18 protein-coding genes are annotated in these 18,058 nt (G+C 71.4%); 11 read left to right on the top strand and 7 right to left on the bottom strand.

Annotated elements, in window-relative coordinates; all coding sequences use genetic code 11:
- Window positions 1-196 precede the first annotated feature (196 nt).
- Genes HZS56_RS21060 through HZS56_RS21050 form a run of 3 tightly spaced genes read right to left on the bottom strand, consistent with a single transcriptional unit; the run spans window position 197 to window position 2,567 of the window.
- On the bottom strand, window positions 197-607 hold the full coding sequence (locus HZS56_RS21060; RefSeq protein WP_216722299.1) for a RidA family protein: 411 nt from the start codon (window positions 605-607) through the stop codon (window positions 197-199).
- The gene (locus HZS56_RS21055) at window positions 604-1,368 is read right to left on the bottom strand and encodes an IclR family transcriptional regulator (RefSeq protein WP_216722298.1); all 765 of its coding nucleotides are present in this window, start codon (window positions 1,366-1,368) and stop codon (window positions 604-606) included. Before HZS56_RS21055 ends, HZS56_RS21060 begins: the two co-directional genes overlap by 4 nt.
- Window positions 1,365-2,567, bottom strand: coding sequence for a sugar kinase (locus tag HZS56_RS21050; RefSeq protein ID WP_308408115.1), 1,203 nt, complete (start codon window positions 2,565-2,567; stop codon window positions 1,365-1,367). Before HZS56_RS21050 ends, HZS56_RS21055 begins: the two co-directional genes overlap by 4 nt.
- A gap of 149 nt (window positions 2,568-2,716) precedes the next feature.
- Here HZS56_RS21050 and HZS56_RS21045 point away from each other — a divergent pair, with 149 nt between their 5' ends.
- The 4 genes from HZS56_RS21045 (at window position 2,717) to HZS56_RS21030 (ending at window position 7,465) form a co-directional block, all read left to right on the top strand.
- Window positions 2,717-4,006 carry an alanine racemase gene (locus HZS56_RS21045; RefSeq protein WP_216722297.1) on the top strand — a complete coding sequence of 430 codons (1,290 nt, stop codon included), beginning with the start codon at window positions 2,717-2,719 and terminating at the stop codon, window positions 4,004-4,006.
- 33 nt (window positions 4,007-4,039) lie between these two features.
- Window positions 4,040-5,650, top strand: a complete 1,611-nt coding sequence (locus tag HZS56_RS21040) for an N-acyl-D-amino-acid deacylase family protein (protein ID WP_216722296.1) — start codon at window positions 4,040-4,042, stop codon at window positions 5,648-5,650.
- Between the two features lie 83 nt (window positions 5,651-5,733).
- Entirely contained in the window at window positions 5,734-6,945 is a 1,212-nt protein-coding gene (locus tag HZS56_RS21035) for a pyridoxal phosphate-dependent aminotransferase (RefSeq protein ID WP_216722295.1), read from the top strand.
- Between the two features lie 100 nt (window positions 6,946-7,045).
- Complete coding sequence (locus HZS56_RS21030; RefSeq protein ID WP_216722294.1) at window positions 7,046-7,465, top strand: SCO4983 family protein; 420 nt, start codon at window positions 7,046-7,048, stop codon at window positions 7,463-7,465.
- A gap of 141 nt (window positions 7,466-7,606) precedes the next feature.
- Here the strand turns inward: HZS56_RS21030 and HZS56_RS21025 are convergent, their stop codons facing one another.
- Window positions 7,607-7,783 (bottom strand): hypothetical protein, encoded by a 177-nt coding sequence (locus tag HZS56_RS21025; RefSeq protein WP_216722293.1) that lies wholly within the window; start codon window positions 7,781-7,783, stop codon window positions 7,607-7,609.
- Between the two features lie 302 nt (window positions 7,784-8,085).
- Window positions 8,086-9,906, bottom strand: coding sequence for a phosphoenolpyruvate carboxykinase (GTP) (locus HZS56_RS21020; protein ID WP_216722292.1), 1,821 nt, complete (start codon window positions 9,904-9,906; stop codon window positions 8,086-8,088).
- A gap of 323 nt (window positions 9,907-10,229) precedes the next feature.
- Between HZS56_RS21020 and trhA the strand changes: the two genes are divergently transcribed.
- From trhA to HZS56_RS21000, 4 genes are all read left to right on the top strand, one after another.
- Window positions 10,230-10,934 carry a PAQR family membrane homeostasis protein TrhA gene (gene trhA / locus HZS56_RS21015; protein WP_216722291.1) on the top strand — a complete coding sequence of 235 codons (705 nt, stop codon included), beginning with the start codon at window positions 10,230-10,232 and terminating at the stop codon, window positions 10,932-10,934.
- Window positions 10,935-11,072: 138 nt separating this feature from the next.
- Window positions 11,073-11,804 (top strand): Mut7-C RNAse domain-containing protein, encoded by a 732-nt coding sequence (locus HZS56_RS21010; RefSeq protein WP_216722290.1) that lies wholly within the window; start codon window positions 11,073-11,075, stop codon window positions 11,802-11,804.
- A gap of 48 nt (window positions 11,805-11,852) precedes the next feature.
- Window positions 11,853-12,014 carry a hypothetical protein gene (locus HZS56_RS21005; RefSeq protein ID WP_216722289.1) on the top strand — a complete coding sequence of 54 codons (162 nt, stop codon included), beginning with the start codon at window positions 11,853-11,855 and terminating at the stop codon, window positions 12,012-12,014.
- On the top strand, window positions 12,014-12,202 hold the full coding sequence (locus HZS56_RS21000; protein WP_216722288.1) for a hypothetical protein: 189 nt from the start codon (window positions 12,014-12,016) through the stop codon (window positions 12,200-12,202). Before HZS56_RS21005 ends, HZS56_RS21000 begins: the two co-directional genes overlap by 1 nt.
- A 34-nt stretch (window positions 12,203-12,236) precedes the next feature.
- Here the strand turns inward: HZS56_RS21000 and HZS56_RS20995 are convergent, their stop codons facing one another.
- Together HZS56_RS20995 and HZS56_RS20990 are read right to left on the bottom strand one after the other, a co-directional pair.
- Window positions 12,237-14,279 carry a thioredoxin domain-containing protein gene (locus HZS56_RS20995; RefSeq protein ID WP_216722287.1) on the bottom strand — a complete coding sequence of 681 codons (2,043 nt, stop codon included), beginning with the start codon at window positions 14,277-14,279 and terminating at the stop codon, window positions 12,237-12,239.
- Between the two features lie 158 nt (window positions 14,280-14,437).
- Window positions 14,438-15,016 carry a TetR/AcrR family transcriptional regulator gene (locus tag HZS56_RS20990; RefSeq protein WP_216722286.1) on the bottom strand — a complete coding sequence of 193 codons (579 nt, stop codon included), beginning with the start codon at window positions 15,014-15,016 and terminating at the stop codon, window positions 14,438-14,440.
- 314 nt (window positions 15,017-15,330) lie between these two features.
- On the opposite strand from HZS56_RS20990, the gene HZS56_RS20985 reads away from it, so the two are divergent.
- The 3 genes from HZS56_RS20985 (at window position 15,331) to HZS56_RS20975 (ending at window position 17,874) form a co-directional block, all read left to right on the top strand.
- Window positions 15,331-16,224: an enoyl-CoA hydratase/isomerase family protein gene (locus HZS56_RS20985; protein WP_216722285.1), complete on the top strand. Its 894-nt coding sequence runs from the start codon at window positions 15,331-15,333 to the stop codon at window positions 16,222-16,224.
- Between the two features lie 120 nt (window positions 16,225-16,344).
- The gene (locus HZS56_RS20980; protein WP_374201188.1) at window positions 16,345-16,542 is read left to right on the top strand and encodes a ferredoxin; all 198 of its coding nucleotides are present in this window, start codon (window positions 16,345-16,347) and stop codon (window positions 16,540-16,542) included.
- A gap of 234 nt (window positions 16,543-16,776) precedes the next feature.
- Window positions 16,777-17,874 (top strand): cytochrome P450, encoded by a 1,098-nt coding sequence (locus HZS56_RS20975; protein ID WP_253914587.1) that lies wholly within the window; start codon window positions 16,777-16,779, stop codon window positions 17,872-17,874.
- The last annotated feature ends 184 nt before the right edge of the window (window positions 17,875-18,058 follow it).

The following is an 18,058-nucleotide window of genomic DNA, read 5'->3' as shown; positions in this document are numbered from 1 at the left end:
GGGGGGGGGGGGGGGGGGGGGGGGGGGGGGGGGGGGGGGGGGGGGGGGGGGGGTGTTTTTGGGGCCCCCCCCGGGGGCCTTTTTGTTCTGCTCTGTCATTTTGGGGGGGGGGGGGGGGGGGGCCGGGCGCCCGGGGGGCCGGGGACGCCGCGCCGTTGACAGAGGGGCGGGAGGGTGGGGCGGAGAGAGGCGGGCGTCAGCCGAGGACGGCGAGCGCGTCGATCTCGATGAGGAGCCCCGCGGGCAGTCCGACGTAGACGGTCGTGCGCGCGGCGGGCGGCTGGGTGAGGCCCTGCTCCTCGAAGTAGGCGTTGTAGAGGGCGTTCATCTCGGCGAAGTGGTCCACGTCCGTGAGGTAGACGCGGATCATCATCACGTCGTCCCAGGAGGCGCCGCCCTCCTCCAGGATCGCCTTGACGTTGGCGAGGGTCTGGAGGGTCTGCTCACGCAGGGTGGGGCCGGCCGGGGTGGGGGCCTTGCCCTCCTCGTGCGGGAGGAAGCCGACCTGGCCGGCGACCTGGAGGATGTTGCCCTTCTTCACGCCGTGGCTGAACTTCGCCGGGGGGACGGTGTGGGTCGCGGGGACGAGAGCGATCTTGTCGGTCATGCGGTGGCTTCCTTGACTGGGGTTCTGCCGGAGTACTCGCCGCTGATCGCGTCCGCCGTACGGCGCACCAGCGGGAGCAGGGTGAGGAGTTCGTCGGCGGTGACGACGACGTTCGGCGCGGAGACCGACATGGCGGCGACCACCCGGCCGTCCGCGCCCCGGATGGGCGCGGCGACGCAGTTGATGGACTCCTCGTGGCCACCGAGGTCGGTGGCCCAGCCCTGTTCGCGCACCTTGGCCAGTTCCTTGAGGAATCCGTCGGCGTTCGGTGTCGAACGGGCCGTGTACAGGGGGTAGTCGAGCTTCTCGGCCACGGACCGCAGCTCGTTCTCGGGGAGGTCGGCCAGCAGCAGCTTGGCCACGGCCGCGACGGTGATGGCGACGGGCTTGCCGATCCGGGAGTACATGCGGACCGGGTAGCGGCTGTCGACCTTGTCGATGTAGACGACCTCGTCCTCCTCGTGGACGGCGAGGTGGACGGTGTGTCCGACCTGTTCGTTGAGGCGTACGAGGTGGGGGTGGGCGATCTCGCGGACGTCGAGGTTCTCCATCGCCTCCTGGGCGAGGGAGATGAGCCGGGCGCCGAGGCGGTAGCGCTGGTCGGCCTGGCGGTAGACGAAGCCGTGCTCGTGGAGGGTGCGCAGCAGGCGCAGGGCCGTGGACTTGTGCACGCCGAGGCGGTCGGCGACCCGGCCCAGGTCGGCGGGGCCCTCGGCGAGCAGCGGCAGGATGCTGAGCGCGCGGTCGACGGTCTGGCTCATGACGTACGTACCTCCTCGTCGGCCCCTTCGCCGGACCGGCCACCGGCCCGGTCGGCGGTCCCGTCATGGGCCGCTCCACCGGTCCCTTGGGCAGCCGTTGCACCGGGACCGTCACCGGCCGTTCCACCGGGACCGTCACCGGTCGCCCCACAGGCCCCGTCACCGGTCGCCGGGGCTCCGGTCGTCGGGTCACCGCCCCGCGTCCAGCCGGGGCCGAGTCGCAGTCTCCCCCATGCGGCGTCGTCCAGGGCGGCCAGGCGGTCGGCGTGGTCGCGCGCCGGAGGTGCGGCGAGGTCGCCGGGGACGGTGAGGGCGGCGGCGGCCATGAGGTGCCCGTGGCGCAGCCGGTCGCGCACGGGCAGGCCGCGCAGCGTCGCCGAGAGGAACCCGGCGGCGAAGGCGTCGCCCGCGCCGACGGCGGCGACGACGTCGACGGCGAGGGAGGGCACGGAGGTGACGCGGGTGCCGTGGAAGGCGGTGGCGCCCCTCGCGCCCTGCTTGACGACGAGCAGGTCCGGCTCGGGCAGCGCGGCGCGTACGGCCTCGGGCCCGCCCAGGTCCCAGGCCTCGTCCTCGCCGACGAAGACGAGGTCGGCGCCGCGGGCCAGCTCCAGCAGGACACGGGGGCCGTCCCCGGTGTCGCGCCACAGGCCGGGACGGTGGTTGACGTCGAAGGAGACGAGGGGGCGGCCGGGACGGCGGGCGGTCAGCTCGCGCATCAGGCCGAGGCAGTCGGCGGAGAGCGCGGGCGTGATGCCGGACAGGTGCAGTACGCGGCCGGAGCGGATCGCGTCGAGGTCCATGGTCGCCACGGACATGGCGGAGGCCGCCGAGCCCGCCCGGTAGTACGCCACCTCGTGGGCGTCGGTGGCGCGGTCGCCCGCGGTGCGGAAGTAGACGCCGGTCGGACGGTCGGGGTCGCGGCGCACGGCGGAGACGTCGACGCCGTAGGCCCCGATCGCCTCCACGAGGTGGTCGCCGAAGCCGTCGGCGCCGACCCGGCCGATCCAGCGGACGGAGTGTCCGGCGGCGGCGAGCACGCAGGCCACATTGGACTCGGCGCCGCCGATGGCCCGCTCGAAGGAGGGGACGTCGGCGAGGCGCCCGGGGCGGGAGGGCAGGAAGGTGACCATGGACTCGCCGAGCGCGACGACGTCCGCGACGTCGGGGGCGGTGCTGCGGGGTCCGTCGGCGGTCACGATGGTCCTGGCTCCTCTTCGCGTCCTGCGGGCGGCGGCTCCGTTGACCCCGCGTTCGCCGAGATGTTAGACAGCAGTGAGCGATATACGCAACGATCGTTGCAGAATTTGCAACGCATCGGTTCGATGGATCAGATCATGGAGGCTCCATGGCCCTCGACTCCGGTTCCGAAGCCCTCGCCGAGCTGGCGGAGGAGCGCGTCGACCACCGTTTCAAGGGCCTCCCGCCGGACGCCGCGGGACTGACCGTCGCGGAGCTGGCCGGACAGCGCCGCAACCTGTTCACCGGCGGTTTCGCCACGCCGGTGCTCGCCCTGTCCGCCGAGCGCCTGGAGCACAACCTCGCGCTGATGGAGACGTACGCCGCCCGGCACGGCCTCGCCTTCGCGCCGCACGGCAAGACCTCCATGGCCCCGCAGCTCTTCCAGCGCCAGATCGAGCACGGCGCGTGGGGCATCACCCTGGCCGTGCCGCACCAGGTGTGGGTGGCGCGGGCCTTCGGCATCGGGCGGATCTTCCTCGCCAACGAACTGGTCGACGCGGGCGCCCTGCGCCGCCTCGCCGCCGAGCTGGACGCGGACCCGGACTTCCGCTTCGTCTGCTACGTCGACTCCGTGCGGGGCGTCGAGCTGATGGACGCCGCGCTGACGGAGGCGGGCGCCGGCCGCCCGGTGGACGTCGTGGTGGAGCTGGGCGCCGGTGCGGGCGCGCGGACCGGGGCGCGCACCGAGGAGGACTGCGCCGCGGTCGCCGACGCGGTGGCCGGCACGCGGACGCTGCGGCTCGCGGGAGTCGCCGGGTACGAGGGCGAGGTGCCGGACGCCGACCCGGAGCGCGTGCGCGCCTGGCTGCGGCGGCTGGTCGCACTGGCCGTCGGCTTCGACGGGGCCGGGCGCTTCGAGGGGCTGGAGGAGATCGTGCTGAGCGCGGGCGGCAGCGCCTGGTTCGACGCGGTGGCCGACGTGTTCGCCGAGGTGCCGGACCTCTCCCTGCCCGTGCTCAAGCTGCTGCGCTCGGGCGCCTACGTCTCCCACGACGACGGGCACTACCAGGCGGTGACGCCCTTCAACCGCGTCCCCGCCGAGGGCGCCCTGGAGCCCGCCTTCCGGCTCTGGACGCAGGTGGTCTCCCGCCCCACCGCCGAGCAGGCCTTCGCCAACGCCGGCAAGCGCGACGCGGCGTACGACCTCGACCTGCCCTTCGCCCAGGTGGTCCGCCCCTCGGGCGGCGGCCCCGAGCGCCCGGCGACCGGCGTCGCCGTGAGCGGCCTCTCGGACCAGCACGCCTGGCTGCGCACCGCGCCGGAGGCGGAGCTGGAGGTCGGGGACTGGGTGGGCCTGGGTCTGTCCCACCCGTGCACGTCCTTCGACAAGTGGCAGCTCATCCCGGTCGCGGAGGCGGACGGGACGGTCGTCGACTACATCCGCACGTACTTCTAGGAACCCCGGAGCATCCGGGAGAGGGAGCGGGACATGGAAGAGCTGGTCATCCGGGACGCCGACGTCGTGGACGGCTCCGGCGCCGACTCCTACCGCGCCGATGTCGTGGTCGACGGCGGCCGGATCGTCTCGATCGTCAAGGAGGCGGCGGCCGCCGGCTGCCAGCGGCCGAAGGCACGCCGCGAACTGGACGCCGAGGGCCTGGTCCTGTCCCCCGGCTTCATCGACATGCACGCCCACAGCGACCTGGCGCTGCTGCGGGACCCGGACCACAGCGCCAAGGCCGCGCAGGGCGTCACCCTGGAGGTCGTCGGGCAGGACGGGCTGTCGTACGCGCCGGTCGACGACCGCACCCTCGGCGAGGTGCGGCGCGCGATCGCCGGGTGGAACGGCCCGGGCGACGACGTCGACTTCGACTGGCGGTCCGTCGGCGAGTACCTGGACCGCCTCGACCGCGGCATCGCCGTGAACGCCGCCTACCTGATCCCGCAGGGCACGGTGCGCGCCCTCGCGGTGGGCTGGGACGACCGGGAGGCGACCGGCGCCGAGCTGGACCACATGCGGCGGCTGGTCGCCGAGGGCATGGAGCAGGGCGCGGTCGGCATGTCGTCCGGGCTGACGTACACGCCGGGCATGTACGCCAAGGACGCCGAGCTGACCGAGCTGTGCCGGGTGGTCGCCGAGTACGGCGGCTACTACTGCCCGCACCACCGCTCGTACGGCGCCGGGGCCCTGGGGGCGTACGAGGAGATGGTGGAACTGGCCCGGGAGGCGGACTGCCCGCTGCACCTGGCGCACGCCACCATGAACTTCGGCGTGAACAAGGGCCGGGCGTCCGAGCTGCTGACCCTGCTCGACGACGCGCTGGACGGCGGCGCCGACATCACGCTCGACACCTACCCCTACACCCCCGGCTGCACCACCCTCGCGGCGCTGCTGCCGAGCTGGGCGAGCGAGGGCGGCCCGGAGCAGATCCTGCGGCGGCTGGCGGACGACGACACCGCCGAGCGGATCCGGCACCACATGGAGGAGATCGGCTCCGACGGCTCCCACGGCGTGCCCATGGAGTGGGAGACCATCGAGATCTCCGGCACGGGCGACCCGGCGCTCGCCGAGTACGTCGGCCGTACGGTCCGGGAGTCGGCGCGGCTGCGCGGCGAGAGCCCGTGGACCGTCGCCCGGCACCTGCTCCTCGCCGACCGGCTGGCGCCGACCATCCTGCAGCACGTCGGCCACGAGGAGAACGTGCGCGCGATCATGCGGCACCGCGTCCACACCGGCGGCTCGGACGGCATCCTCCAGGGCGCCAAGCCGCACCCGCGCGCCTACGGCACCTTCCCGCACTACCTCGGGCACTACGTGCGCGAGCTGGGCGTGCTCCCGCTTCAGGAGTGCGTCGCCCACCTCACCTCGCGCCCGGCGGCCCGGCTGCGGCTCCCGGACCGGGGGCTGGTGCGCGAGGGGTACCGGGCCGACCTGGTGCTCTTCGACCCGGCGACGGTCGCGGCCGGCAGCACCTACGAGGAGCCGCGCCGACTGCCGACGGGCATCCCGTACGTGCTGGTGGACGGCCGGTTCGTGATGGAGGACGGGCGGCGCACGGAGGTACTCGCGGGGCGCTCGGTGCGCCGGAGCCCCCGGTGAGTGACGAAATCCGCCCATACCGTGCGTCTCAAGTGGCGGATCACACGACCCATGGAGCGTAACCGGGTCGTAAGCTCACGAACATGCAGGTGATCCAGTCGACCAAGCTCGCCAACGTCTGTTACGAGATCCGGGGCCCGGTGCTCGAGGAGGCGATGCGGCTGGAAGCGGCCGGGCACCGCATCCTGAAGCTGAACACCGGCAACCCGGCCGCCTTCGGTTTCGAGTGCCCGCCCGAGATCCTGGAGGACATCCTCCGCAACGTCTCGACGGCGCACGGCTACGGCGACGCGAAGGGCCTGCTGGCGGCGCGGCGCGCGGTCGTCATGCACAACCAGACCCTCGGCATAGAGACGGACGTCGAGCACGTCTTCATCGGCAACGGCGTCTCCGAGCTGATCGTGATGGCGATGCAGGGGCTGCTCGACGACGGCGACGAGGTCCTCGTCCCGGCCCCGGACTACCCGCTGTGGACGGCCGCGGTCTCGCTGTCCGGCGGTACGGCGGTGCACTACCGCTGCGACGAGCAGTCCGACTGGATGCCGGACCTCGCCGACGTGGAGCGGAAGATCACCGACCGCACCAAGGCGCTGGTGATCATCAACCCGAACAACCCGACGGGCGCGGTCTACGACGACGCGATGCTGCGCGGCCTGACGGACATCGCGCGCCGGCACAACCTGCTGGTCTGCTCCGACGAGATCTACGACAAGATCCTCTACGACGACGTGACGCACACCGCGACCGCCGCGATCGCCCCGGACCTGCTGACCCTGACCTTCAACGGCATGTCGAAGGCGTACCGGGTGGCCGGCTACCGGGTCGGCTGGATGTCGATCTCGGGGCCGCGCGCGCACGCGGAGTCCTACATCGAGGGCCTGACGGTCCTGGCGAACATGCGGCTGTGCGCCAACATGCCGGGCCAGCACGGTGTGGTCGCTGCGCTCAGCGGGCGCCAGACCATCAACGAGCTGGTGCTGCCGGGCGGCCGGCTGCGGGAGCAGCGGGACGCGGCCCACGAGGCACTGACCCGTATCCCGGGCGTGACGTGCGTGAAGCCGAAGGGGGCGCTCTACCTGTTCCCGCGGCTCGACCCCAAGGTCTTCAAGATCAAGGACGACCGGCGGATGGTCCTGGACCTGCTGCGCCAGGAGAAGATCATGGTCGTGCAGGGCACCGGCTTCAACTGGCCCGAACCCGACCACTTCCGCGTGGTGACCCTGCCGACGGCCGGTGATCTGCGCGAGGCGGTGGACCGGATCGGCACCTTCCTGGACGGCTACAGCCAGCCGTGATCTCACGATCCGTACGCACACAGTCCGGTTTTGTGAACGGCTCAACTTTAGACGAGATCTAAGCTAGGATGGCTTCCTGAAGAACACAGGAGGCCGTCCCATGTACGAACCGATCCGCGCCAAGTCGGTCCACAGCACGACGGCCGGCACCACGGACTTCCCCCACCGGTCCCGGGAGGAGGAGCTGGACATCCAGCTCGCGGGCCACCTCGCGGCGCTGCTCGCCATCACGGACGAGCTGCGCGCGCTGGCACCCGCCGCCGACCTGGACACCGCCGCCGAACGGCTCGCCGCGCAGGTGGCCCGGCTGCGGGGAGGTCAGGCGCCGGTCCGTCTGACCGTGGCCGCCGCCCGTCCCGAGCCGCGTCCGTCGGCCCTGCACCGGCGGGCGCACACCCTGGCGGGCCGCGCCCTGGTGGTGGCCGCCTCCCGCGCCGACACGGCGGTCGCCATCCTGGCCGCCGAGCGCATGGACGCCCACGCCGCGGCCCTGGAGCCGCGCGAACTCGCGTCCCACTGAGCCTCTCGGGCTCCCTCTCACGGCCCCGGTCCGCGCGCACCCGCAGCGACGCGCGGACCGGGCGCCACAGCCGGACGTCCGCGCGTCGCCGCGGGACCGGACCACGACAGGCGGTCAGCCCGGTCAGCCCATTCAGCCCGGTCAGCCGAAGATCACCGTCAGCACGACGAACACCACGATGACCGCCAGGACGATGCCCCACACGGGCCAGTTCCCGCGCCGGTGCGGATCCTCGGGGCCGCCGCCGCGCGGACGGTCCTCCTCCAGGGGCGAGTCGTCCGGCCGGTCGCGCCGATAGAAGTCACCACCGTCAGCCATCGCACACCCTCCGTCCCCGGGTCGTCGTACCGTCCCTGTGTCGTCCGGCCCTCCGGGTACCGCGTGCGGGGCAACGCATTCACGTGGCCCGCGCCCCCGGCGACGGGAATGCCGAAGGGCCGGGTCCGTCGCACGCCGTTGTGCGGGGACCCGGCCCGAGCGGGATCGGCACGCGCTCCGGATACAGAGAGCTACTGGAGCGCGCGACGACCCCCTCGTGACCGGCCTTCGTGACGACTTCGCGGGTCAGGGCTAGTCGGACCGGCCACGGAGCTGGGTGCTGGTGGTAGTGGTGGCGGTGCTCAGCCCAGGCGCTGCACCAGGGCCCGGTACTGGTCCCACAGCTCGGTGGGCGTGTGGTCGCCGAAGGTGTTCAGGTGCTCGGGGACGAGCGCCGCCTCCTCGCGCCACACCTCCTTGTCGACGCTGAGCAGGAACTCCAGGTCGGCGTCGCCGAGATTGAGCCCCGCGGTGTCCAGGGACTCCTTGGTCGGCAGCACGCCGATCGGCGTCTCGACACCGTCCGCCCTGCCCTCGAGCCGCTCCACGATCCACTTCAGGACGCGGCCGTTCTCGCCGAAGCCGGGCCAGACGAACCTGCCCTCGTCGTCCTTGCGGAACCAGTTGACGTAGTAGATCTTGGGCAGCTTGGCCTGGTCCTTGTCCTTGGCCACGTCGATCCAGTGGCCCATGTAGTCGCCCATGTTGTAGCCGCAGAACGGCAGCATGGCGAAGGGGTCGCGGCGCAGCTCGCCGACCTTGCCCTCGGCGGCGGCGGTCTTCTCGGAGGCCACGTTGGCGCCCAGGAAGACGCCGTGGTTCCAGTCGAAGGACTCGGTCACCAGCGGTACGGCGGTGGCGCGGCGCCCGCCGAAGAGGATCGCCGAGATCGGCACGCCCCTCGGGTCCTCCCACTCGGGCGCGATGATCGGGCACTGCGCGGCGGGCGTGGTGAAGCGGGCGTTCGGGTGCGCGGCCGGCGTGCCGGACTCGGGCGTCCAGTCGTTGCCCTTCCAGTCGGTGAGGTGGGCCGGGGTCTCCTCGGTCATGCCCTCCCACCACACGTCGCCGTCGTCGGTGAGGGCGACGTTGGTGAAGACGGAGTTGCCCCACAGCGTCTTCATCGCGTTGGCGTTGGTGTGCTCACCGGTGCCGGGCGCGACGCCGAAGAAGCCGGCCTCGGGGTTGATGGCGTACAGGCGGCCGTCCTCCCCGAAGCGCATCCAGGCGATGTCGTCGCCGATGGTCTCCACGGTCCAGCCGGAGATGGTGGGCTCCAGCATGGCCAGGTTGGTCTTGCCGCAGGCGGAGGGGAAGGCGGCGGCGACGTACCGGGGCTGCCCGGTGGGCGGCGTCAGCTTCAGCACCAGCATGTGCTCGGCGAGCCAGCCCTCGTCGCGCGCCATGACGGAGGCGATGCGCAGCGCGTAGCACTTCTTGCCGAGCAGGGCGTTGCCGCCGTAGCCCGAGCCGTAGGACCAGATCTCGCGGTCCTCGGGGAAGTGCGAGATGTACTTGGTGCTGCTGCACGGCCAGGGAACGTCCGCCTCGCCCGCCGCGAGGGGGGCGCCGACGGAGTGCACGGCCCTGACGAAGAAGCCCTCGTCGCCGAGCTCGTCCAGGACCGGCTGTCCCATGCGGGTCATGGTGCGCATGGAGGCGGCGACGTACGCGGAGTCGGTGATCTCGACGCCGAGTGCGGAGAGCGGGGAGCCGAGGGGGCCCATGCAGAAGGGCACGACGTACATGGTCCGGCCGCGCATCGCACCGCGGAACAGACCCTGCTCCCCCGTGAAGATCTCCCGCATCTCGGCGGGGTCCTTCCAGTGGTTGGTCGGGCCTGCGTCCTCCTCCTCGGTGGAGCAGATGAAGGTCCGGTCCTCGACGCGGGCGACGTCGGAGGGGTCGGAGGCCGCGTAGTAGGAGTGGGGGCGCTTGATCGGGTCGAGCTTGCGGAAGGTGCCCTTCGCCACGAGCTCCTCGCACAGTCGCTCGTATTCGGCCTCGGAGCCGTCACACCAGACCACTGCGTCCGGCTGGGTCAGTTCGGCGATCTCGTGCACCCACGAGATCAGTTCCTGATGGCGGGTGGGGATGGGGGGAGCCGCGATGTCGCGCGCCACGATTGCTCCTAAATGAGGGGTTTTTTGTTGAGAGGCCCCGTGGGGGCTGCGACCCGGATGCGTGACGTGTGCCCCGCGAGGCGCTCATCCGGTGCCGACCGCACTCATTTGATCATCCGACGCGAGTGCCCATCTGTCCAGAGGGCGTCACACCTGAGCGGAGTGAGCATCGCCACGTGCCGTCACCGGAAGGTGACACCGGGGCACCCGTACCGCCGCCCGGGGATGCGGGGCCGGGTTTCCCCATGAGACGATGACCACTCGCCGTAGCTCATACGTTCGTACTGATGCGTAACTTACGGAACCGTAGGTACGATGCGCCCATGACTGCGTCCGTCCCCGACGCGCCCAGGGAGAAGCCGGCCGCCGGCCGCGGCCCTGTAGCGCTCTCGCTCCCGCACCCGGTGAAGCCGAAGCTGCGCGGCTGGCTGCACCTCGGCATGTTCCCGGCCGTTCTCGTCGCCGGACTGGTGCTCACCGCTCTCGCCCAGTCGACCGAGGCCCGCATCGCCTGCGGGATCTACGTACTGACGGCCTGTCTGCTGTTCGGCGTCAGCGCGCTCTACCACCGGGGCAACTGGAGCCCGCGGATGGACGGTGTCCTGCGCCGCCTGGACCACGCCAACATCTTCCTGATCATCGCGGGCACCTACACCCCGCTCACGATGCTGCTGCTGCCCGGCGCCAAGGGCCAGTGGCTGCTGTGGGGGATCTGGGCGGCTGCCGCGGCGGGCATCGTCTTCCGCGTCTTCTGGGTCGGCGCCCCGCGCTGGCTGTACACCCCCTGCTACCTGGCCATGGGCTGGGCGGCCGTCTTCTACCTGCCCGAGTTCATGCGGGCCGGCGGCATCGCCGTCCTCGTCCTGGTGATCGTCGGCGGCCTGCTCTACAGCGCGGGCGGCGTGATCTACGGCCTCAAGCGCCCCAACCCCTCACCGCGCTGGTTCGGCTTCCACGAGGTCTTCCACTCCTTCACGCTGGCCGCCTTCATCGCGCACTACGTGGGGATCTCACTGGTCGCCTACTAGGCACTCCGCGGCGGGCCGGCCGACGGGCGGAACCGGCCACCGGACGGGTACGGCCCGGCGGACGGGTACGGCCACCGCCGGGCAGACCCCGGCCACCGGGGCGGGACCGGTGCCGGGCGCCCGTGGCATCCTGACCGGGTGAACGGTCCCGAGATCCGTGTCGAGTTCGCCCCCGAGCTGCACCTGTTCGTGCCCCGCGCCCGGCCCACCGGCGCCACCCGCGCCGCCACCGACGGCGTCTCCACTCTCGGGCACGTCGTGGAGTCCCTCGGCGTCCCGCTGACCGAGGTGGGCGCCCTCCTCGTCGACGGCCGCGAAGTCCCGCGCGGACACGTGCCGACGGGCGGCGAGTCGGTGCGCGTACGGCCCGTCGCGCACCCCCAGGAGGTGCCGGGCGCTCCCCTGCGCTTCCTGCTCGACGTCCACCTCGGCACCCTCGCCCGCCGGCTGCGGCTGCTCGGCGTGGACACGGCGTACGAGTCGACGGACCTCGGGGACCCGGCGCTCGCCGCGCTGTCGGCGGCCGAGAGACGCGTCCTGCTCAGCCGCGACCGCGGCCTGCTGCACCGCCGCGAACTGTGGGCCGGCGCCTTCGTCTACAGCACCCGACCGGAGGACCAGCTCCGGGAGGTCCTGGACCGCTTCCGGCCCGAGCTGCACCCGTGGACGCGGTGCACCGCCTGCAACGGACTGCTGGAGGCCGCCACCAAGGAGGAGGTCGCCGACCAGCTCAAGGGCGGCACCGAGCGGTCGTACGACGTCTTCGCGAAGTGCGGCACCTGCGGACGCGCGTACTGGAAGGGCGCGCACCACGAGCAGCTGGAGGCGATCGTGGAGCGCGCCGTGAGCAGGAGTACTCAGAGCGGTTGAGCAGACCGGCCGATCACCGACGGCCGCCCGGCGCGGTGTGATGTCCGCATGACCGCCTCGTCCGGCCTCCCGGCCTCGCCGCTCCGCCACACTCCGCCGTCCGCCCGCGCCCTGACCCTGGGCTCCGTGGCCGGACTCGCCCTGCTCCTGCCGACCGTCGTCCTCGCCTGGGTCGTCGTGTCACGTCCGAGCGCGGCAGCCGCTGCCTGATGTACGGCGAGCAGTGCTCGCGCGTTCCCGGCGACGCGCTGTGGGCCTGCTTCTGGGTCTCGGCCGCCCTGGGCGTCCTGGCCCTGGCCTGGCCCCGCGCCCGGTGGGCACCCGCCAGGCGGGCGGTCGTCGTCCTGCAGTGGGGCGCGCAGCTCACACTGGGCGCGCTGATCCTCGCCGGGGCCTGATGTCCCCTGCCGGCCGGGCCGGCGCGCGCCGTCTTCAGCCGCCCTGGGCGGCGCCGCCCAGCGCGGTGCGCAGCCGCTCCGGGTCGGTGGTCGGTGCGTCGCAGGTGAAGTTGCGGCAGACGTACGCGGCCGCCGCCCCGCCCACCAGGGGCCGGTCGGCGAGCAGCGGGAACTCGTCGCTGCCCTCGGTGCCGAAGGCCACGACCGTCCCGGGCGCCGTCCCCAGCAGCGCCGTGCGGTGCAGGCCGCGTGCGGCGCCGTCGGCGGGCGTCGGTCCGACGACGGCGACTTCCCGGGGGCCGTCGAGCAGTGCCTCGGCTGCGGCCAGTCCCCAGCCGATGAAGCGCGGGACGCGCGGCCCGAGCGCCTTCACCACGCCGAGGGCCTGCTCGGCGGCGGTGCGGTGCGGCTCGGAGCCGGTGTGGGCGGCGTAGGTGAGCAGGGCGCCCGCGGCGGCGCTCCAGCCGGACGGGGTGGCGTTGTCGGTCGGGTCCTGCGGGCGGCGGATCAGCTGCTCGGCGTCGGCCGCCGTGTCGTACAGCGACCCGGACTCGTCCCGGAACCGGGTGAGGACGTGGTCGAGCAGCAGCCCGGCGAAGTCCAGCCAGACGCCCTCCCCGGTCGCCGAGGCCAGCGCGAGGAAGCCCTCGGCCACGTCGGCGTAGTCCTCCAGCACCCCCGTGTTACTGCCCGGCCGGCCGTCCTTGCTGGTCCGGGTGAGCCGGACCTGCTCGTCCAGGTGCAGCCGCACCAGCAGGTCGGCGGCGGCGACGGCCGCCTCGACCAGGTCGGGGCGCTCGAAGTACGCGCCGGTCTCGGCGAGCGCGGCGATCGCGAGCCCGTTCCAGGCGGCGACCACCTTGTCGTCCCGGCCCGGGGCGGGGCGCCCGTCGCGCGCGGCCAGCAGCCGCTCCCGGACCGACGCGATCCGTGCGGCGTCGAAGACGCCCTCCTGCTGCGGCAGTTGCAGCACCGAGGCCCCGTGCTCGAAGGTGCCCTCCTCGGTCACACCGAAGTACTGCGCGGCCAGCTCCGCGTCCTCGGCGCCGAGCACCTCGGCGAGCTGAGCGGGCGTCCACACGTAGTACGCGCCCTCGGCGTGCCGGCCCGTCCCGTCGTCGCTGTCGGCGTCCAGCGCGGAGGCGAACCCGCCCTCGGCGGTGCGCAGTTCGCGCACCATGAAGTCGGCGGTCTCCAGCGCGACCCGGCGCGCGAGGTCCGACCCCGTGGCCCGCCAGAGGTGCGCGTAGACGCGGCACAGCAGCGCGTTGTCGTACAGCATCTTCTCGAAGTGCGGCACGACCCAGTCGCGGTCCACGGAGTACCGGGCGAAGCCGCCGCCGAGCTGGTCGTAGATGCCGCCGCGGGCCATCCGCTCGCAGGTGTCGGCCGCCATCTGGAGCGCGCCCTCGGCGCCGGTGCGGGCGTGGTGGCGCAGCAGGAACTCGACCACCATGGACGGCGGGAACTTCGGCGCCCCGCCGAACCCGCCGCGCTGAGCGTCGTACTCCCGGGTGAGCCCGAGCAGTGCCTGGCCGAGCTGCTCCTCGCCGGGCGCCCGGGCGTCGCCGAAGGAGATCTCCCGCCCGGCCAGGTCCCGCACGATCTTCCCGGCGACCTCGCCGACCTCGTCGCGCCGCTCGGCCCACGCCTGCTGGACCCCCTGGAGCACCTGCCGGAAGGACGGCATGCCGTGCCGGGGCTCGGGCGGGAAGTAGGTACCGAAGTAGAAGGGCTCGGCGTCCGGCGTCAGGAACACGGTCATGGGCCAGCCGCCCTGCCCGGTCGCCGCCTGCACGGCCTCCATGTAGACGGCGTCGACGTCCGGCCGCTCCTCGCGGTCGACCTTGACGCTCACGAAGTGCGAGTTGAGGTACTCGGCGGTGGGCCCGTCCTCGAACGACTCGTGCGCCATGACGTGGCACCAGTGGCAGGCGCTGTAACCGACGCTCAGCAGCACCGGCACATCACGCCGGCGCGCTTCCTCGAACGCCTCCGGCGACCACGGCCACCAGTCGACGGGATTGTCGGCATGCTGAAGCAGATAGGGCGAGGTCACGCCAGCCAACCGGTTCATACGAGCCAGCCTCTCACGTGAGCCCTTACGAGAAGCCGTTCGCCTTCGACACGTCCGTCGCGCCCCGCACACGGTCAACGGCCCGGAACAGGCGGCGGCCGAAGTGCCCCCTCCCCCAGCCCCCCCAGCACCCGGACCACGGGGTGCGGGCCTGAGGTTCAGACGGGCCGGCGGACCAGGGGCAGAAAGATGTCGTCGACGATCTCGCGAATCGCCTCGTCACTGACCGGCTCCAGCGTCATGAGCCCTTCATGGACAGTGAGGTCGATCGGCAGCGAAACGATGCGCGGCGTGACGCGGTCCAGGTCGATCTCGCCCCGCTGGACACCGCGAGCCAGAATCCGCTGGACGAGGTCGCGTTCGCCGATCTGTTCCCGCAGGCCGGCGATGTTGGACCGCGCCGCCAGCAGATCCTCGCGCATGTCGATCACGAAACGCATCAGACTGTGTGGTGCGCGGTCGGAGAGCCGGCGCAGCAGCAACTTGAGCTCTTCCCGCGCGTCCCCGAGATCCGGGACATCGACCGGGTTGAGAGCGACGTACCGGGCGAGTGCCGCCGTCGCCAGACTTGCCGGAGTCGCCCACCGCCGGCTCAGGACCGGGCGGCTCGTGTTCGCCTGCTTCGCCACGGCCTCGAGGGTCAGGCCTTCGAAACCGCGCTCGGTGAGGACGGCCCACGCGGCATCCAGAATCGCCTCTTCCAGGGCCGAGCCCCGTCGCCGCACCGCTCTGTCCATCAGACCCCGCCTCAATAAAATACATTGCGCATCCTGTTCCAGACTAACAGCCGGCAATGATCACGCACCCGCGGGGAGCCCCGCCCTGGGCCCCAGACCACGCTCGATGCCCGCGGAACCGCTTGCCGCACCCGGCGGAGACACACCGCTGGACCGGCACAGGAGGCGGGACCCGGAGCCTTCCATGCGCTTGACGACTCTCCGAAATAAGATACAGACTGCATCGTATCGCTTCCGAGGTGGCACTCACCGGACGGAAGAGCGACTCACAACCCCTGCCCAGAAGCCCCCTGCCCAGAAGAGAGTGGAACGGCATGACAGAACAGCTGGACGGTCACTTTTCGGGCGTCGTCAGGCCGCTGAGCCTGGAGCAGTACTCGGAGAAGTACAAGGACTATCTCGTGATGAAGCGCGAGAACGGCATCCTCGAGGTGGCGTTGAGCACCGACGGGGGACCGTACGAGCACTCCTGGGGCGGACACGATGCCTGGAGCCAGGCATGGCTGGACATCGGCAACGACCCCGAGAACGAGGTGCTGATCATCACGGGCACCGGTGACAAGTGGTTCTCCATCCCGTACTCGAGCAACCCCGACACGCGCAGGAAGGAGGGAGACTGGAACAACCTGCCGTTCCGCGAGTGGTCCCCGGACGCCCAGCTTCGGCAGTACCGGGGCTCGTACAAGCTCCTGGAGAACCTGGTCTTCCAGCTCGACATCCCGACCATCGCGGTCGTCAACGGACCCGGCGCGCATGTCGAGTTCGCTCTCGCATGCGATCTCACACTCGCCGCCCCGGATGCGAAGTTCTTCGAGAACCACTTCATTTTCGGTGTCCCGCCGGGGGACGGGCTCTACCTCATCATGCAGGAACTGCTCGGACCCAAGCGATCCGCGTACTACATGTACACCGGCGAGGACATCAGCGGGCAGAAGGCCGTGGATCTCGGCCTGGTCAACGAGGTGCTGCCGCGGGAGGAACTCCTCGCCCGCGCCTGGGAACTCGCAGAGGACATGATGCGGCGTTCGCGTGCCACGCGGTACATCACCAGTCAGATCTCGAAACGACGCTGGAAGAAACTGTTCGTCGAGGACCTCGAGCACCATATGGCACACCAGCACCTCGTCATGGCGGCCGAACGGCAGACCGGGACCGACGAGCTGAGGAAGCTCCTGCCGGCCAAGGTTCCCTTCGTCCTCAAGGACTGACGCCGAACCTCGTGTGCCCGTCCCCTTCCCGACATGCCCGTCCCCTTCCCGGCCGGACTCGCGGGCTTCCGTGTGCCCCCAGGCGATCGACGGTCTCGGCCTCCCTGAGCGAAAAGGGTCATGATGAAGATCAAGGTCGACGTCTCCGCCTGCATTGCCGCCGGACAGTGCGCGCTGACGGCACCCGACATGTTCGACCAACGTGACGACGACGGCACGGTCGTTCTGCTGTCGGAGGAACCGGCACCCGCCCACGAGCACGCCGTACGCGAGGCCGTCTCGCTGTGTCCTGCGGCGGCGATCGATCTGACTCCCTGAGCACGTACAAGGCAGCAGCAGAGGCGGAACCGGCGAACTCGAAGCGGGACTTGCCGCGTTCCTGATGCTCGCGCGCCGAATCCACCGAGCATGCATCGGTTTCATCCCGTTGAGGAGATCCGCGTGACGACGACATCCGATCCGAGTGCACCGGGCGGTCCGAGTTCCGCGCCTGCCTATCCCGCCGCACGGGTACCGCGGTGTCCCTACCTTCCCCCAGTCCAGTACGTCCGCATGCGAGAGCAGGACGGGCTGACCCGGGTCCAGCTCCAACACGGTGACACGGCCTGGCTGGTCACCCGCTACGACGAGGTGCGAGCCGCGCTGAGCGATCCGCGGATCAGCGCGGACATCACCAATCCGCGACTGCCCGTAGCGGTACACGGCCGGCCCACCTTCGCACGCATGGACGACCCTGACCACGCACGGTTACGCCGCGTCTTCACCTCGGCCTTCACCGTGAAGAACGTGAACCTGATGCGTCGTGCGATCGAGACGGTCGTCGACCGGACCTTGACGGCCTTCGCCGGCGGACGGAACCCCGCGGATCTGATGCGCGGCTACGCCCTGCCCATCCCCTCTCAAGTGATCTGCCTGATACTCGGCGTTCCCTACGAGGACCATCAGTTCTTCGAGGAGCACAGCGCCACCTTGTTCGACCAGGGCCTGCCGGCGGATCGAAAGCAGGCCGCACTCACCGCCTTGTACACATACACGCATCGGCTCCTGACCGACCGGCTCACCGCACCGTCACCCGGCCTGATCGGCCAGCAGGCCGTACTGATCGCTCGTGGAGAACTGGATCTGGACGAAGCCGCGGTCAGCACCATGGCGCTGCTCGTCGCCGGACACGAGACGACGTCGAGCATGATCGCACTCAGCACTCTCGTGCTGTTGCAGCATCCCGACCAGCTGGCCCGACTCCGCGACTCCGACGACCCGACGGTCGTCGCACGAGCTGTCGAGGAACTCCTGCGGTACATCACCATTGCAGAGACAGCAGCCGTACGGGTTGCCACCGACGATGTCGAGATCGGGGGTCATCTGGTGCGTAAGGACGAGGGTCTGATGATGTGTCTGCCCTCCGCCAACCGGGACGGCAAGTTCGCCGGTGCGGACGACCTCGACCTCGGCCGTGACGCCCGCGGCCACGTGGCCTTCGGTTTTGGCGTACACCAATGTCTCGGCCAGAATCTGGCGCGGCTGGAACTGCAGATCGCGCTTCCGGTCCTGCTGCGCCGGCTTCCCGGGCTGAAACTGGCCGTGCCGCTGGAAGAACTGCGGATGCGGTTGGGAATTCTGAGCGTGGACGAGCTCCCGGTGACGTGGTGACCAGGCTCCCGTGACGGCCGCGGCCGGTGGTGGGTACCGACCCGCCGCCGGAGGTCCGGCCACGGACGGGACGGCGTACCGAGGACGTACGGTTGCCGGCCCGTCTCGCCGCCCCCTGCAGCCCCCTCCCCAGGGTCTCCCCGGCGCAGGAGACTTGACCCACGCATAACCGGGGAAGGACCCG

This window comes from Streptomyces mayonensis (genome assembly GCF_018982965.1).
GTDB classification, from domain to species: Bacteria; Actinomycetota; Actinomycetes; order Streptomycetales; family Streptomycetaceae; genus Streptomyces; species Streptomyces mayonensis.
This window is presented reverse-complemented; position numbering and strand designations above follow the sequence as displayed.

Excerpts from the sequence above, each read along its gene's own strand:
- HZS56_RS21060 (WP_216722299.1), bottom strand. The coding sequence starts at position 607 with ATGACCGACAAGATCGCTCTCGTCCCCGCGACCCACACCGTCCCCCCG.
- HZS56_RS21055 (WP_216722298.1), bottom strand. The coding sequence starts at position 1,368 with ATGAGCCAGACCGTCGACCGCGCGCTCAGCATCCTGCCGCTGCTCGCC.
- HZS56_RS21045 (WP_216722297.1), top strand. The coding sequence starts at position 2,717 with ATGGCCCTCGACTCCGGTTCCGAAGCCCTCGCCGAGCTGGCGGAGGAG.
- HZS56_RS21040 (WP_216722296.1), top strand. The coding sequence starts at position 4,040 with ATGGAAGAGCTGGTCATCCGGGACGCCGACGTCGTGGACGGCTCCGGC.
- HZS56_RS21035 (WP_216722295.1), top strand. The coding sequence starts at position 5,734 with ATGCAGGTGATCCAGTCGACCAAGCTCGCCAACGTCTGTTACGAGATC.
- HZS56_RS21030 (WP_216722294.1), top strand. The coding sequence starts at position 7,046 with ATGTACGAACCGATCCGCGCCAAGTCGGTCCACAGCACGACGGCCGGC.
- HZS56_RS21025 (WP_216722293.1), bottom strand. The coding sequence starts at position 7,783 with ATGGCTGACGGTGGTGACTTCTATCGGCGCGACCGGCCGGACGACTCG.
- trhA (WP_216722291.1), top strand. The coding sequence starts at position 10,230 with ATGACTGCGTCCGTCCCCGACGCGCCCAGGGAGAAGCCGGCCGCCGGC.
- HZS56_RS21005 (WP_216722289.1), top strand. The coding sequence starts at position 11,853 with ATGACCGCCTCGTCCGGCCTCCCGGCCTCGCCGCTCCGCCACACTCCG.
- HZS56_RS21000 (WP_216722288.1), top strand. The coding sequence starts at position 12,014 with ATGTACGGCGAGCAGTGCTCGCGCGTTCCCGGCGACGCGCTGTGGGCC.
- HZS56_RS20995 (WP_216722287.1), bottom strand. The coding sequence starts at position 14,279 with ATGAACCGGTTGGCTGGCGTGACCTCGCCCTATCTGCTTCAGCATGCC.
- HZS56_RS20990 (WP_216722286.1), bottom strand. The coding sequence starts at position 15,016 with ATGGACAGAGCGGTGCGGCGACGGGGCTCGGCCCTGGAAGAGGCGATT.
- HZS56_RS20985 (WP_216722285.1), top strand. The coding sequence starts at position 15,331 with ATGACAGAACAGCTGGACGGTCACTTTTCGGGCGTCGTCAGGCCGCTG.
- HZS56_RS20980 (WP_374201188.1), top strand. The coding sequence starts at position 16,345 with ATGATGAAGATCAAGGTCGACGTCTCCGCCTGCATTGCCGCCGGACAG.
- HZS56_RS20975 (WP_253914587.1), top strand. The coding sequence starts at position 16,777 with ATGCGAGAGCAGGACGGGCTGACCCGGGTCCAGCTCCAACACGGTGAC.